Annotated in this window: 15 protein-coding genes; 9 read left to right on the forward strand and 6 right to left on the reverse strand. The window is 46.8% G+C overall.

Annotated elements, in window-relative coordinates; translation table 11 throughout:
• Window positions 1-62 precede the first annotated feature (62 nt).
• The 5 genes from ACO0KY_RS00310 to ACO0KY_RS00330 are packed head-to-tail and all read right to left on the reverse strand — an operon-like array spanning window position 63 to window position 2314.
• A complete protein-coding gene (locus tag ACO0KY_RS00310; RefSeq protein ID WP_186912697.1) occupies window positions 63-488 on the reverse strand; it encodes a BLUF domain-containing protein in 426 nt (141 codons plus the stop codon).
• A gap of 40 nt (window positions 489-528) precedes the next feature.
• The gene (gene folE, locus ACO0KY_RS00315; RefSeq protein WP_186912698.1) at window positions 529-1236 is read right to left on the reverse strand and encodes a GTP cyclohydrolase I; all 708 of its coding nucleotides are present in this window, start codon (window positions 1234-1236) and stop codon (window positions 529-531) included.
• Window positions 1237-1291: 55 nt separating this feature from the next.
• Entirely contained in the window at window positions 1292-1495 is a 204-nt protein-coding gene (locus ACO0KY_RS00320; protein WP_423043321.1) for a cysteine-rich CWC family protein, read from the reverse strand.
• Window positions 1492-1719, reverse strand: a complete 228-nt coding sequence (locus ACO0KY_RS00325; RefSeq protein ID WP_423043323.1) for a zf-HC2 domain-containing protein — start codon at window positions 1717-1719, stop codon at window positions 1492-1494. Before ACO0KY_RS00325 ends, ACO0KY_RS00320 begins: the two co-directional genes overlap by 4 nt.
• A 28-nt stretch (window positions 1720-1747) precedes the next feature.
• Window positions 1748-2314 carry a sigma-70 family RNA polymerase sigma factor gene (locus tag ACO0KY_RS00330; RefSeq protein WP_423043325.1) on the reverse strand — a complete coding sequence of 189 codons (567 nt, stop codon included), beginning with the start codon at window positions 2312-2314 and terminating at the stop codon, window positions 1748-1750.
• A 100-nt stretch (window positions 2315-2414) separates the two neighbouring features.
• On the opposite strand from ACO0KY_RS00330, the gene argB reads away from it, so the two are divergent.
• From argB to ACO0KY_RS00350, 4 genes are all read left to right on the forward strand, one after another.
• Entirely contained in the window at window positions 2415-3338 is a 924-nt protein-coding gene (gene argB / locus ACO0KY_RS00335; RefSeq protein WP_246447306.1) for an acetylglutamate kinase, read from the forward strand.
• Between the two features lie 82 nt (window positions 3339-3420).
• Entirely contained in the window at window positions 3421-4119 is a 699-nt protein-coding gene (locus ACO0KY_RS00340) for a pyrimidine 5'-nucleotidase (protein WP_423043327.1), read from the forward strand.
• Window positions 4120-4352: 233 nt separating this feature from the next.
• Window positions 4353-4928: a nucleoid occlusion factor SlmA gene (gene slmA / locus ACO0KY_RS00345; protein ID WP_186912703.1), complete on the forward strand. Its 576-nt coding sequence runs from the start codon at window positions 4353-4355 to the stop codon at window positions 4926-4928.
• A 117-nt stretch (window positions 4929-5045) separates the two neighbouring features.
• A complete protein-coding gene (locus ACO0KY_RS00350; RefSeq protein ID WP_423043330.1) occupies window positions 5046-5525 on the forward strand; it encodes a DUF962 domain-containing protein in 480 nt (159 codons plus the stop codon).
• A 58-nt stretch (window positions 5526-5583) separates the two neighbouring features.
• Here ACO0KY_RS00350 and ACO0KY_RS00355 read toward each other — a convergent pair whose 3' ends face one another.
• Entirely contained in the window at window positions 5584-6882 is a 1299-nt protein-coding gene (locus ACO0KY_RS00355) for a diguanylate cyclase domain-containing protein (RefSeq protein ID WP_423043332.1), read from the reverse strand.
• A gap of 339 nt (window positions 6883-7221) precedes the next feature.
• Between ACO0KY_RS00355 and pabB the strand changes: the two genes are divergently transcribed.
• The 5 genes from pabB (at window position 7222) to ACO0KY_RS00380 (ending at window position 14138) form a co-directional block, all read left to right on the forward strand.
• Window positions 7222-9117, forward strand: a complete 1896-nt coding sequence (gene pabB, locus ACO0KY_RS00360) for an aminodeoxychorismate synthase component I (protein WP_423043334.1) — start codon at window positions 7222-7224, stop codon at window positions 9115-9117.
• A gap of 197 nt (window positions 9118-9314) precedes the next feature.
• The gene (locus ACO0KY_RS00365; RefSeq protein WP_423044125.1) at window positions 9315-10439 is read left to right on the forward strand and encodes an ABC transporter substrate-binding protein; all 1125 of its coding nucleotides are present in this window, start codon (window positions 9315-9317) and stop codon (window positions 10437-10439) included.
• A 68-nt stretch (window positions 10440-10507) separates the two neighbouring features.
• Window positions 10508-11575, forward strand: a complete 1068-nt coding sequence (locus ACO0KY_RS00370) for a branched-chain amino acid ABC transporter permease (protein ID WP_423043337.1) — start codon at window positions 10508-10510, stop codon at window positions 11573-11575.
• A complete protein-coding gene (locus tag ACO0KY_RS00375) occupies window positions 11572-13389 on the forward strand; it encodes an ABC transporter permease subunit (RefSeq protein ID WP_423043339.1) in 1818 nt (605 codons plus the stop codon). The genes ACO0KY_RS00370 and ACO0KY_RS00375 overlap by 4 nt, the downstream gene beginning before the upstream one ends.
• Complete coding sequence (locus tag ACO0KY_RS00380) at window positions 13389-14138, forward strand: ABC transporter ATP-binding protein (protein WP_423043341.1); 750 nt, start codon at window positions 13389-13391, stop codon at window positions 14136-14138. The genes ACO0KY_RS00375 and ACO0KY_RS00380 overlap by 1 nt, the downstream gene beginning before the upstream one ends.
• The last annotated feature ends 6 nt before the right edge of the window (window positions 14139-14144 follow it).

Raw genomic sequence — 14144 nt, forward strand, 5'->3', positions numbered from 1 at the left:
CTCTGAGCATTCCGGGCTGTTTTTTTATCTTAGACTTCGGCAGTTAAGCAATGGAAGTCTAATCAGGATCGACCGATAATTGATGCAGTAGCCATTAACTCATCGATCAACGCCAGCAACATTTTTCCGGGCATATCGTGCGGATTTAATACTGGCAGCGGCGAATACTTGAGCAACATTGATGGATTGAGTTTGCTCATATTTACCTGACCCATGGTCCAGCCGCCGTAACGGCGTTCAGTAATTTCTTCGTAATCGAGCAAAATTACATCGCGGTGGCGGGTGTCTTTCAAAATGTGGCTATACAACTGATTGACGGCGTCACGCCCACCTTCTAATACCTGCATAAAAACCGTATCGGTATGGCACAAAACGCCAGTGATACCGTTTTGTGGATTATGGGAACGTGACGTTAACATGATCGATTGCACGGTATCGCAAATATTCGTATCGATGGCACGGCTGGCATACAACAAACGAACTAGCATAGTAATTTCCTGTCTGGATTAACGTTTGATTAGCGCGTCATTAGCGCTTAATGAGCGACAAAAACTCGCGGCGTAGATTTGGATCTTTCAAAAAAGAACCATGCATTACGCTATTGATCATTTTTGCTTCGGTATCCTTAACACCACGCCAGTGCATACAAAAGTGGTCAGCTTCCATGACAACTGCCAGCCCGTCCGGTTGCATTTTTTCTTGCAAAGCATCGGCCAGTTGTACCACTGCTTCTTCTTGAATTTGAGGGCGACTCATAATCCATTCAGCAATCCGCGCGTATTTAGACAAGCCAATCAGATTGGAATGCTCGTTAGGCATCACACCTATCCACACCTTACCCATAATCGGGCACAAATGATGTGAGCATGCACTGCGGACGGTGATTGGTCCGATAATCATCAACTCATTCAGATGCGAAGCGTTCGGAAATTCGGTAACCGACGGCATAGGTACATAACGACCGTGGAACACTTCGTTGATGAACATTTTTGCTACACGGCGTCCGGTATCCTGCGTGTTGTGATCGCTTTCGGTATCGATTACCAGGCTCTGAAGTACTGCACGTAATTTTTCTTCTACTTCCGCTTGCAGTTCTGCCAATTCACCTGGTTCAATAAACTTAGCAATATTGTCATTGGCGTGAAAGCGCGTTTTGCTTGCTTGCAAGCGCTCACGAATACGTTGAGAAGTGGGGATGTTGACCGCTTGGTAAGCGATGGGCTGATCGTTAGACATGCAAAATTCCTATAGGAAAGGCCTATTACCGGATTCACTATGGTAACTGAAATCTTTACACTTTGCTTTTTGCGTTGATAAGTTCAGATTTCCAGACGGGCAGACAGCGTGGACACAGGCAAGTCGCATCCGCCTTGATTTTGGTATCTGGCCATAAAGACAAATCCATTGCAGGCACTACCATACACCAACAAGGCTGCTCTGATTTGTCTGCTACCGCACAAGTGAATTCTTGCTGACAGCGCTGGCAAATACTCATTGCTGCCTATCTTTCGCATCAGGTTTTGCTGTTGGATCAACGTCGTGTGATACTTTGTGCATTGCTTTTCGTAAGAACTGCATCTGACCATTAAAATTGGTACAGGCATCGCAAATCGACAAATGCATTTTTAAACGGGCACGTTCACTCACCGACAAAGGCCGATCTAGTCCCTCAGAGACCATCTGATGTGCTTGTTTGCAAGAGTATAAGAAAAATCGCATAAATTAGCTTCCTGTCTGGTTTCCTGTATCAATGATTGCCAAACCAATTCAGGTCTAAACATTCACGTAGCCGAAGGCGGGCGCGATACAAGACCACCCATAGATTAGACGTAGTTAAACCCAATTCCTTACAAATTTCTTCGGTATCAAGTTCCAGCCATTCGCGCATCATAAATACCCGTGCCGTTTTTTCAGGTAAATTTTCCAGGCAAATTTCTAAAACCCGGAAAAAATCTTTTTGTTGCAGAGTTGATTCAGGCTCACCCCAGGCTGCTGGCATGTTAACAGTGTGACCGTTGGCTTTAAATAAACTATCAATCAAATCTGTCTCAGACTCGTCGTCCGAAGTGTCGAGCGCGACTTCTCTTTTCAAGCTGCGGATATGGTCGATAATTTTAAATTTTAATATTCCGGTCACATAAGTACGCAAACTTGATTGACCAGCAAAACTGTCGGGTTTTTCCAGCACAGCGAGCAAGGTTTCTTGTACGGCGTCTTCTGCCGCATTTTGATTCCGTAACTGCAGTAAGGCGAACCGCAGCAATGCTGGGCGCATACCTTCCAGTTGTTGATGCAGGTCGATTAAAGATGACATAAAATTCAAAAAATGAATTGGCGCGGAAAAGCTAGCATTATCCTGTAAAATTCAGGCCTATCGAATAAACCCTTCATGATACCTTCAGGATACCGTCATTATGAGCGATTTGAACGCAAACGCAGCAACACCAGTAGATAAATTAGCTGGCGTCGAACCCGTCATCAAAGCAGAGATCCTGGCAGAAGCGCTGCCGTATATCCGCAAATTCCACGGCAAAACCATCGTCGTTAAATACGGCGGCAACGCAATGACCGAAGAACGCCTGAAACATGGCTTCGCACGTGACGTGATTTTGTTGAAATTGGTGGGTATGAACCCAGTGGTCGTTCACGGCGGTGGCCCGCAAATTGATAATGCGCTCAAAAAAATGGGCAAGCAGGGTAATTTTATCCAGGGTATGCGCATCACCGACGAAGAAACCATGGAAGTTGTTGAATGGGTACTCGGCGGTGAAGTTCAACAAGATATCGTGATGTTGATTAATCACTATGGTGGTCAGGCGGTTGGTTTGACCGGCAAAGACGGTGGTTTGATCCGCGCCCGAAAAATGCTGATGCCAGACCGCGAAAATCCGGGCGAAATGTTGGATATTGGTTATGTTGGTGAAATTGATGCCATCAATCCAGCGGTGGTTAAGGCGCTGCAAGACGACGCGTTTATTCCTATCATCTCCCCGATCGGTTTTGGCGACGACGGTCAGGCATATAACATTAATGCCGATCTGGTTGCAGGCAAGATTGCGGAAATCCTGAAAGCCGAAAAATTGATCATGATGACCAATATTCCTGGCGTGTTAGATAAGCAAGGTAATCTCGTGACAGACTTGTCAGCACGTGAAATTGACGAGATGTTTGCTGATGGGACGATTTCCGGCGGTATGTTACCGAAGATCTCGTCTGCATTGGACGCAGCAAAATCTGGTGTGAACACAGTACATATTATTGATGGCCGTATCGAGCATTCTTTGCTGTTGGAAGTGTTGACTGAGCAGGCGTTCGGTACCATGATCCGCAGTCATTAATTTGCACCGTTCATTTGCAAACTTTATCTCCTTTTACGTTTTTTGCGTCTCCAGGTCAAACACTCAGTAGCAGAGGTGTGCAATGAAAAAGCAATCCTCTCTGGTCTGGCTGTTTGATCTCGACAATACGTTGCATAATGCTTCGCATGCGATCTTTCCGGCGATCAACCGGAACATGAATGCATATATTGCTGACGTTCTTGGCGATGGTACCAACCCAGCTGATGAGGCCACCGTGAACGCCGTGCGGCAAGATTATTATCAGCGCTACGGTGTCACGATGCTGGGTATGGTCAGGCATCATGGCGTCAAGGCCGAGGAGTTTCTGCAAGCCGCACATGCGTTTGATGATCTGCGTGCCATGATCCGGGCACAGCGTGGCCTGGTGCGTATTTTGCGCCGTTTGCCAGGTAAAAAAATATTATTCACGAATGCCCCACAAGACTATTCGCAGCGTGTGATGCGGCATTTGAAATTGCATCGACATTTTGATGCGCATATCTCAGTTGAACAAATGCGGGTGCATGGTAAATTGCAACCCAAGCCATCACGACCGTTTTTGCATAAATTATTAGCAATGAATCGTCTGAGCGCCAAGCAATGCGTGTTAGTTGAAGACAGTCTCGATAATCTGCGTGCCGCTAAAAGTGTAGGACTCCGCACGGTCTTAATTAAAGGCTACACGCCAGTACATTTACACCAACGTCCGGCAGCGTGCGTTGATCTCAGCACAACATCGGTCTTAGGTCTGTCTCAGCGATATCGACAGTTTTTAGTATAAGTCGCGTGAAATAGACTAAGCTGATGAAATATGAACCGAAGTCAAGTTGAATATCTGACAGAATATTCTTTTTATCACTTCACATACATAGCCTGTTTCACATAAAATCTGGAGCCCGCATCTGTAGATGGTACGGAAGGCGTAGTTGGTCGACACTTCTGCAATGAACTGCAAAGTTGTGACCCATCTGCTTCAAATTATTCAATTTATTTAGTTACTCAGAACAAAGAAAAATGGCAAGTACCAAACCTGGCGAGCGCAAATTACAGATACTTCAGACGCTGGCAAGCATGCTGGAAAACCCGAAAGGCGAAAAGATCACCACGGCTGCCTTAGCCGCGAAGGTCGAAGTGTCTGAGGCCGCCTTGTATCGTCATTTCGCCAGTAAGGCACAAATGTTTGAAGGCCTGATTGAGTTTATTGAGAGCTCGATTTTTGGCTTAATCAATCAGATCAGCGAACAACAAGAAGATGGTCTGCTACAGACGCAGGCGATTATTCAGATGTTGCTCAATTTCTCTGAACGTAATCCAGGTATGACCCGGGTGTTGATCGGCGACGTACTGGTCAATGAGGATGAGCGTCTGCAAGTACGTATGAATCAGTTGGCAGAACGCATTGAAATGGCATTCAGGCAATCTTTACGTTTAGCCGCATCGCAAGGTCATCTGCCAGAGTCGGAAGCAACGGTACGTGCTTCTTTACTGTGCAGTTTTGTACTTGGACGCTGGATGCGTTTTGCTAAAACTGGCTTTAAACAATTACCTACCGAACAGGCAGCATTGCAAATTGCGATGCTGTTGCGTTGAGCCCGCAAAGCTCGCCATTTTTTCTGTTTCCGCAGTATGATGTGATGGCGGCGCAAAAAGCGCCGCACCTCTGACATTATAAAATTACACAGTAGCAAACTGTGACAGGAGACAGAAATGAAACTATCTGATAGCCATCTCGATGGCAACCACGATGCACAAAACCGACGGCGACAAATCGATTTATTGCTCAGCAAATATGCCGAAAGCCATTTGCATCCGACCAATGAAATCATTCATTGCATTTGCGTACCCGCCATCGTGTTTTCATTTTTAGGCATGATCTGGTCAGCACATCCTTTAGCAGCTTGCGCTGCAGTCATGACTAGCCTGATCTACTATTTCTTTTTATCGGTTCGTTTTGCAATTGGCATGCTAGTCATGTCGGCAGCGATGCTGCTGATTTTGCAGCAATTGCCGCAAGCGCATATCTGGAAGCTGTCGTTGCTGATTTTTGTTATTGCGTGGATAGGGCAGTTTATTGGGCACAAAATTGAAGGAAAGAAACCTTCATTCTTTGAGGATCTGCGCTTTTTATTGATTGGCCCTTTATTCGTCCTTGGGTTTCTATACCGTCGTTTGAATATCAAGTATTGAAATTCTGTTGAAAGACGATTGCTACCAGCATTGCACGTGCTGGTAGCATGCAGATAATTTAGAGTATCAAGTCCGCTTCGCCCATACTATTCGAGTCATAGAGGCACCAGGTGTTTCTACCAGCTTGTTTAGCTGCTTTGAGTGCCACGTCGGCCAAATGTAAGAACAGGCGCTGATCAACAGCATGCAAAGGGCAGCAGGCAATGCCTATGCTGCCGGTTACAATAAAATGCTTGCCATCGAGCGTCAGCGGTTTTTGCATCGCGGTGACCAAACGTTCTGCGAGGCTTTTTACGGTGTCCAGTTTTTCTACACGTGGCAATACTGCCGCAAATTCATCGGCATCGACCCGGCATAACGTATCTGTACTGCGTAACACTTCCGACAAACGTTGCGCCATAATGGTCAGAATTTGATCACAGGCATCGTAACCGTAGGTGTCGCTAATGCTTTTAAAATGATCCAGATCGATAAACATCAATGCCATCATTTCGTGATTGGCAACGGCATCTTCGAGATTATTTGTCAGCAATCTGTGGAAGAAATGGCGGTTTGGTAGCTTGGTCAGGCTATCGTGGTTTTCTAAAATGCTCAAGCGGCTTTCTGCTTCGCGTCGCTCATGCGCTTCGCTATGCATATCCGCTTCCCATGCTTCCATCCGCGCAAGCATCAGGTTGAAGTACATACTTAAATTACTCAGATCGCCGGTCGTTTCTACCGATGCACGAATACTATAGTCCCCCGTGCTTGCAACTTTCTCTGCAACATCAGCAAGACTCAATGCTGGTTGCAATAAACGCATTTGCTTCTTGGTTAGTACATAGGCTGTCACAATAGTAATCGCGATGAAACCGACCAGGAAACAAATGAAAAGTTGAACGATCTGACGATACAAAGGCATTGTCCGGCTTTGTACAACCAATTGTCCATGTACGCCGCTATTGTCAGCAATCGGTGTGCTGATCAAAATATTGTCAGGATAAAAAGCGAAGCTAGAAGTCTGTTGAGGAACAATATCCGGGTAATTCTCAGTATTAACTAAGCTACCATTGCCCGACGACAAAATAGGATGTCCTTTATTGTCATAGAGGGTGATCGTCAGTATTTCGTGATCACCCGCGGTGTTCAACACCAGATTTTGCATGCCACGAGTATCACCCGCAATGAGTCGATCAGAAAGGTTATTTCCCAGCATGACTGATTTAAGCAGCAATTCGCTGTGCATTTGCTTATAGACTTCAAAGCCTGCAATAAAGGTACTTAACAGCAGCGCAGCACCCATTGCCAGACTCAATGCGAGCAAGTGTTGTCTGAAAATAGACGGTGCGATCGGAGCGCGTAAGTGATTATTTTCCATCTGATTGTCTAATTTTTAGGCATCAATACCATAAAGGTGAAGTATTTACGTGCTTGCTTTGCAAAAACGACGCTTCAGGAGACTTCGTTATACTAATTCTTGTCGGTATCTTAACTGCTTGGAATAGTTTTGCGTAAGTTTTCATCGAGAGCAAGAAGAATTCCAATTCTTAATCGGCGCAACAAGCATTTGTCGCATCTACACACTTTATAGGTGCCAGGTTGTTTTTCAAATGGGAAATTTTTCGTGATGCCACATCGTACTTAAAAATTTGTCATCTGATGCAAAGCTGCTCATCTGCGAGTAAACTTCGACACAAGTCCATGTTTAAGAAAAATCGTGTCTTCAATTTTTGATAGTTTGATGGTTGCCACGCAATTGCAGAAGGCAAACCAGACATTTGTACTGCTCGACGACGCTCTTGCTGAGTCGGCACAGTCGCGGCTCTATGTTGATTTGCAACAGGTATTACTATGTGCAGAGAAAACGCAATGGCCAACGTTGATAGAAGGTCTCGAACAGGCATTGCATCAAGGCTACTATGCGGTGAGCTTGTTGTCGTATGAAACTGGCGCGCAGTTACTGAACATTCAAGAACGTGAGACGCCTGCTATTTCAAAAATTCTGCTGTTTAAAACCTGCTATCAATTGAATCAAAATGAGGTAGTCGCTTTTCTTGCGCACATGACCGCTGGTGATCAAGACCAGCACCAGGTAGCTGCGGGTATCGCACATATTCGCGCCAATGTGAACGAACAGCAATTTGATGCAGCGATTGCGAAAGTGCAGTCCTATATTGCCGCAGGTGACACGTATCAGGTGAATTACACCTATCGCTTACATTTTGATGCGTATGGCAGTCCGCTGCACTTGTATCGTCGCTTACGTGAGCGACAACCAGTCCCCTACGGGGCTTTGATTGTGTTGCCGGAAGGTGAGGCGGTGGTTTCTATGTCGCCAGAATTATTTGTACGTCACAGCAAGGGGCAATTACAAGCTCGCCCCATGAAGGGCACTGCTGCTGCGACTGGTGATGCGGTACAAGATCAGAAGATCGCCGCCGAATTGGCTGCCGATATGAAGAACCGTGCCGAAAATCTGATGATCGTCGATTTGTTACGCAATGATCTGGGGCGTATCGCAGAAACTGGAACGGTGAGTGTACCTAAGCTGTTTGAAGTCACGCGCTTTTCGAGTGTTTTGCAAATGACATCGACTGTGAATGCGCAATTACGCAAAGACTTAACACTGGTGGATATTTTGACTGCGTTATTTCCATGTGGTTCGATAACCGGCGCGCCCAAACATCGTACGATGGAAATCATTCGCGAGATCGAATCTGCACCGCGTGATTTATATACCGGCGCGATAGGCTGGTTTGATCCACCGGCGAAAGAACTGCGCATCCAACAAATACCCGGCGATTTTTGTTTGTCAGTACCAATCCGTACTTTGCAATTGCAAGCACCGGATACTGCACATTCACTGCAAGTTCGACGTGGTGTCATGGGGGTGGGTGCAGGCATTGTCTACGATAGTGTCGCCAGTGATGAGTTTGCGGAGTGCCAGCTCAAAGCACGTTTTCTGACTGGTTTGCAAGCGCCGTTTGAATTATTCGAAACTATGTACGCAACGTATGAAGATGGCTGTCGTCGCCGTTATCAACACTTACAACGCTTGCGGCACTCCGCTGAATATTTTGGCTTTAAATGGGACGAAACCGAAATTACGCATAGGCTGCAACAAGCCTGTGACAAATTCCTCCCCCAAACGCCTTATCGTCTACGTTTAAGCATCAATCCGAACGGGCAGGTCTCGGTCAACACGGGGGTATTAACACCTTTTGATTCGCGTCCTCAGGTTTTGTTGGCAGAAACCATGACCCATAGCCGGAATTTATTTCTGCAACACAAAACCAGCCTGAGGCAGCAATACGATGCTGCCTGGAAAACCGCCGAACAACGCGGTGCGTTTGATATGCTGTTTTTCAACGAGCACGGTTATCTGACAGAAGGCGGCCGCAGCAACGTGCTATTGCAGATTGATGGACGTTGGTACACACCACCCTTATCCGATGGTGTATTGCCAGGCATTATGCGTGGTGAACTATTGAATGATCCTCGCTATCGCTTATCTGAAAAATCGCTAACACGGGATGATTTACAACACGCTCAACAAATCATGCTCTGCAATTCACTCAGGGGAGTGTTTAGTGTGGACTTAGTGTCTGACTAATCACACGAGTAATGTGAAATAAGCTGATATAGCGCAATCCTGTTTCAAAAAGCACAGCCCGGGTGAGTCCCAGTTTGTGCTTTTTTCACGTCGGGGGTACACTCGAAAATCAGGGCAGGAACATGCCCACATCATTCATTACCTCCGGAGACCTACCCATGAAGAAACGTTTTTTTCTCGCGGCACTGCCTACCTTAATGTCTTTGCTTTTAAGTACACCAGCGTGGTCACAGATCAAGGTGGGGGTCAACGTATCAGCGACCGGTGCTGGCGCTTCGTTAGGTATTCCTGAAAAAAATACTTTTGCATTATTGCCCAAAGAAATTGCTGGAAGAAAAGTCGAGTACATCATTCTCGATGATGCCTCTGACACCACGACAGCAGTCAAAAACGCACGCAAATTAATTTCTGAAGACAAGGTCGATTTATTGATAGGCTCGACGATTGCACCTCCATCATTAGCGATGATAGATGTGGCTGCAGAGAGCGAAACACCGATGATCTCTATGGCAGCATCAGCCTCCATCATTGCACCTATGGATGCCAAACGCTCATGGGTATTTAAAACGCCACAAAATGATTCGCATATGTCGACCGCGATTATCAGTCACATGGCTGACACAGGTATAAAAACGGTGGCGTTTATTGGATTTAACGATGCTTATGGCGAAGGTTGGTATAAAGAATTTTCAAAACTCGCTGAACTCAAAAAAATAAAAATCCTTGCCAATGAACGCTTCGCCAGACCGGATACATCGGTCACTGGTCAGGTATTGAAAATCATGGCCAGCAACCCGGATGCCGTTCTGATTGCCGGTGCGGGTACACCTGCTGCATTACCGCAAAAAACCTTGAAAGAACGTGGCTACAAAGGAAAAATATATCAGACCCATGGTGTCGCTAATAATGATTTCTTACGCGTTTGTGGCAAGGACTGCGAGGGTACGTTTTTACCTGCCGGGCCTTTATTGGTCGCGACCCAATTAGCCGCAGACAATCCAGTGAAAGCCTCTGCTTTAAAATATACCGCGGCATATGAAAAAACCTATGGTGCTGGCAGCGTTTCTACCTTCGGTGGACATGCGTGGGACGCCGGTATGTTAATCGACAATGCGGTGCCAACGGCACTTAAAAAAGCCCAACCCGGCAGTAAAGAATTCCGTGCTGCTTTACGCACGGCGATTGAAAACACCAGCAACCTGGCGGTATCACACGGCATCATCAATATGAACGCCAATGATCATGTGGGCTTTGATCAGCGCTCACGCGTGATGGTGCAAATTGTTGGCGGTAAATGGAAACTGATCAGCTCAGGATATTAATTTTCCGCTGCGTATGATCGTTCTTTGAGAACGATCATTCTCTATTCTATTCAGAAAGTTAGCTTTCCATGGATTTATCAATTGCCGCCATTCTGGCGCAAGATGGCATTACCAGCGGGGCGGTGTATGCCTTGCTGGCACTCGCTTTGGTATTGGTGTTTTCCGTTACCCGGATTATTTTTATCCCGCAAGGTGAATTTGTCGCCTATGGTGCCTTAACGCTGGCGGCTATACAAAATGGTAAAGCACCCCAAACGGCGAGTCTGTTGTTGGTACTTGGTGCCCTTTGCTGGTTGAAACAGACCTTCGTTGTTTTACGTATGCAATCGGCACAGACAAATGCCGATACCGTCTGGAGAGGCATTCTGTTATCAGGGTTGACGCTGATCGCACTGCCATTGATGTTGTGCTTGAGTGCACGTCACTTCGCTTTACAAGACTGGCCTTTGTTCGCACAGGTCGTGTTGGCGCTGGCAATGGTGGTTCCCATGGGACCAATGATTTACCGCCTCGCATATCAACCCCTGGCCCAGGCAAGTACGCTGGTATTGTTGATTGTGTCGGTTGGGGTACATTTTGCGTTGACAGGATTAGGTCTGGTCATGTTTGGCGCTGAAGGCTCACGCACTACGGCATTTAGTGATGCGCATTTCGAGATTGGTGCTTTGATGATATCCGGCCAAAGTCTGGTGGTGATTGCAGTCTCTGTATTGTTCATCGGTGGTCTTTATTTTTATTTCGAGCGCAGCTTATCTGGTAAGACATTGCGCGCCACCGCCGTGAACCGGCTTGGCGCCCAGCTGGTGGGGATAGGGACTCAACAAGCTGGACGTCTTGCATTCACATTGGCAGCAGCCATCGGTGCCTTATGCGGCGTGTTGATCGCACCGATGACCACGGTGTATTACGACGGTGGCTTTCTGATCGGTCTCAAAGGTTTTGTCGGTGCCATTGTTGGCGGTCTGGTGAGTTATCCGCTCGCGGCAGCCGGTGCGATTCTGGTTGGTTTGCTGGAATCGTATTCTTCATTTTGGGCCAGTGCCTATAAGGAGGTCATCGTATTTACTTTGATTATTCCCGTCCTGTTATGGCGTTCATTGACAACAAAAACACATGATGAGGATGAAGAAGCATGAAAAAAATCCTCGCTCACGGCCAGTTTATTTTACTCGCCGCCCTGTTGTTGATTCCTGCATTGCCAGTACCAGAATTCTGGATAACGCTTGGCAATTACATCGGGTTATATGCGATCGTTGCGCTTGGTCTGGTGTTGTTAACCGGTATCGGAGGTCTGACATCATTCGGGCAAGCTGCCTTTGTTGGTATCGGCGCTTACACCAGCGCGTATTTGAGTACGACCCTGGCTTACTCACCGTGGCTGGGATTAATCGCTGGTTTGTGCATCACGATTATCGCGGCTTTAGCAATTGGCATGATTACCATGCGGTTATCCGGTCATTATCTGCCGCTTGGTACCATTGCCTGGGGACTATCGCTGTTTTATTTATTCGGAAATGCTGAATTTTTGGGTAAGTATGATGGGCTCAATGGCATACCCGCCATCCATCTTTTTGGCTTTGTTCTCAACAGTGGACGTAGTATGTTTGTGTTGATCTGGCTGATCTTAATACTCTGCATGATTGCAATCCAGCATCTATTGCAGTCGCGGCCCGGACGCGCTATTCGTGCACTCAAAGGCGGCGTTGTGATGGCGGAAGCGATGGGCGTGAACACCTTTAAAGTCAAATTGTTGATCTTTGTCATAGCGGCGATGCTGGCAAGTATCTCAGGCTGGCTGTACGCGCATTTGCAACGGGCGGTCAATCCGACACCATTCGGTTTAAATGCAGGTATCGAATATCTGTTCATGACCGTTGTTGGTGGTGCAGGACAGGTTTGGGGGGCGCTACTTGGTTCTGCATTACTGACAATCCTCAAAGATAAATTACAAACCATCTTGCCTGCTTTATTGGGTACAGAAGGTAATTTTGAAATTATCGTTTTTGGCGTGTTATTGGTGCTGCTGTTGCAATATGCACGCGATGGCGTCTTCCCACCGCTGGCACGGTTTTGTCGTTTTCTTTTTAAAAACTGGCTACCTGAAAAACAAACTCTCATCGTCAACCGACAAGCCACAGCATTACCAAAACGTGACAAACCAGCCGCAAACACCTTGATATTAGAAGTCGATCAAGCACGCAAACAATTTGGTGGTTTACTGGCAGTCAACGACGTTCAATTTCACGTTCTGGCTGGTCAGATTGTTGGACTGATCGGCCCGAATGGCGCTGGCAAATCAACAATGTTCAATCTGATCACTGGTGTCTTGCCGCTGACTGGTGGTGCGATACGTTTTTATGCTGATCGTGGCTTACAGAATATCGCTGGATTACCTTCCCGTGAGATTGTCCAACGAGGGATTGCCAGAAGCTTTCAACACGTGCGGCTACTGAGCACCATGAGCGTGCTCGAAAACGTCGCCATTGGTGCTCATTTACGCAATAAAGGCAATGAACTCCTTGATGTGATTTCCAGCATTGTTCGAGGTGACCGAAAAATAGAAGATCGCTTGTTAGCAGAAGCGAGTCGTCAGCTTGAACGCGTCGGACTAGCGCATCTGATGCATGAAGAGGCCGGTAGTCTGGCGTTGGGACAACAGCGCATTTTAGAAATTGCCCGTGCTTTATGTTGCGATCCAATTCTGCTCTTGCTCGACGAGCCAGCAGCCGGTTTGCGTTATCAGGAAAAACAAGAGCTGGCAGCGCTATTAAAAAAATTACGTGCCGAAGGAATGAGTATTTTATTGGTAGAGCACGATATGGATTTTGTCATGAATCTCACCGACCATTTAGTCGTGATGGAGTTTGGCACCAAGATTGCTGAAGGCGAACCACAGATGATACAGCAGCATCCTGCCGTTTTAGAAGCTTACCTTGGCGGGGTGGAATGATGAGCTTATCAACCATGAATTTACTGCACGTCAGCAGTCTTGAAGTGTTTTATGGAAAGGTGCAAGCCTTGCAGCCTGCGGCCATTGCCGTCGATGCCGGACAAATCGTTACCGTCATTGGCCCGAATGGTGCTGGCAAATCGACGATGCTCAATGCGATTGCTGGCGCACTTCCTGCGAACGGTACGCAATCTGGACAAATATTGTTTGGCGAAAAAAATCTGACTGGTATAGCTATAGAAAAGCGTGTGGCGCTTGGTATGTCGTTGGTGCCGGAAAAACGTGAGCTATTCGCCAGCATGAAGGTGGAAGATAATTTGTTACTGGGTAGCTACCGACGTTATCAGGCAGGCGAGAAAGATTACGCGGATCAAATGCGCGTCGTTTATGATTTATTTCCCCGTTTAAAAGAACGACGCTCGCAGCAAGCGGGGACCTTGTCCGGTGGTGAGCGCCAGATGCTGGCACTCGGCAGAGCTTTAATGGCAAAGCCACGTTTGTTGATGTTGGATGAACCTAGCCTGGGCTTGGCACCGTTGATCGTTAAAGAGATTTTTCAGATCATCCAACGCTTAAAGCAAACTGGCGTTGCGATTCTTTTAGTGGAGCAAAATGCACGTGCAGCTTTGCAAGTCGCCGATTATGCGTATGTACTCGAAACCGGAGCAATCGCGCTCGAAGGTAACGCCGCTGATCTGGCAGAAGATCAGCGCGTGGTGGAAACGTATCTGGGATTGGCGAAGAAATAAATTACG

This window comes from Undibacterium sp. Dicai25W, assembly GCF_049340505.1.
Lineage (GTDB): Bacteria > Pseudomonadota > Gammaproteobacteria > Burkholderiales > Burkholderiaceae_D > Undibacterium > Undibacterium jejuense.

Bases quoted from the DNA above. Each gene is read 5' to 3' on its own strand.
- ACO0KY_RS00330 (WP_423043325.1), bottom strand. From the start codon at position 2,314: ATGTCATCTTTAATCGACCTGCATCAACAACTGGAAGGTATGCGCCCA.
- argB (WP_246447306.1), top strand. From the start codon at position 2,415: ATGAGCGATTTGAACGCAAACGCAGCAACACCAGTAGATAAATTAGCT.
- ACO0KY_RS00355 (WP_423043332.1), bottom strand. From the start codon at position 6,882: ATGGAAAATAATCACTTACGCGCTCCGATCGCACCGTCTATTTTCAGA.
- slmA (WP_186912703.1), top strand. From the start codon at position 4,353: ATGGCAAGTACCAAACCTGGCGAGCGCAAATTACAGATACTTCAGACG.
- ACO0KY_RS00320 (WP_423043321.1), bottom strand. From the start codon at position 1,495: ATGAGTATTTGCCAGCGCTGTCAGCAAGAATTCACTTGTGCGGTAGCA.
- ACO0KY_RS00370 (WP_423043337.1), top strand. From the start codon at position 10,508: ATGGATTTATCAATTGCCGCCATTCTGGCGCAAGATGGCATTACCAGC.
- ACO0KY_RS00365 (WP_423044125.1), top strand. From the start codon at position 9,315: ATGTCTTTGCTTTTAAGTACACCAGCGTGGTCACAGATCAAGGTGGGG.
- ACO0KY_RS00340 (WP_423043327.1), top strand. From the start codon at position 3,421: ATGAAAAAGCAATCCTCTCTGGTCTGGCTGTTTGATCTCGACAATACG.
- ACO0KY_RS00350 (WP_423043330.1), top strand. From the start codon at position 5,046: ATGAAACTATCTGATAGCCATCTCGATGGCAACCACGATGCACAAAAC.
- ACO0KY_RS00380 (WP_423043341.1), top strand. From the start codon at position 13,389: ATGAGCTTATCAACCATGAATTTACTGCACGTCAGCAGTCTTGAAGTG.
- folE (WP_186912698.1), bottom strand. From the start codon at position 1,236: ATGTCTAACGATCAGCCCATCGCTTACCAAGCGGTCAACATCCCCACT.
- ACO0KY_RS00310 (WP_186912697.1), bottom strand. From the start codon at position 488: ATGCTAGTTCGTTTGTTGTATGCCAGCCGTGCCATCGATACGAATATT.
- ACO0KY_RS00375 (WP_423043339.1), top strand. From the start codon at position 11,572: ATGAAAAAAATCCTCGCTCACGGCCAGTTTATTTTACTCGCCGCCCTG.
- ACO0KY_RS00325 (WP_423043323.1), bottom strand. From the start codon at position 1,719: ATGCGATTTTTCTTATACTCTTGCAAACAAGCACATCAGATGGTCTCT.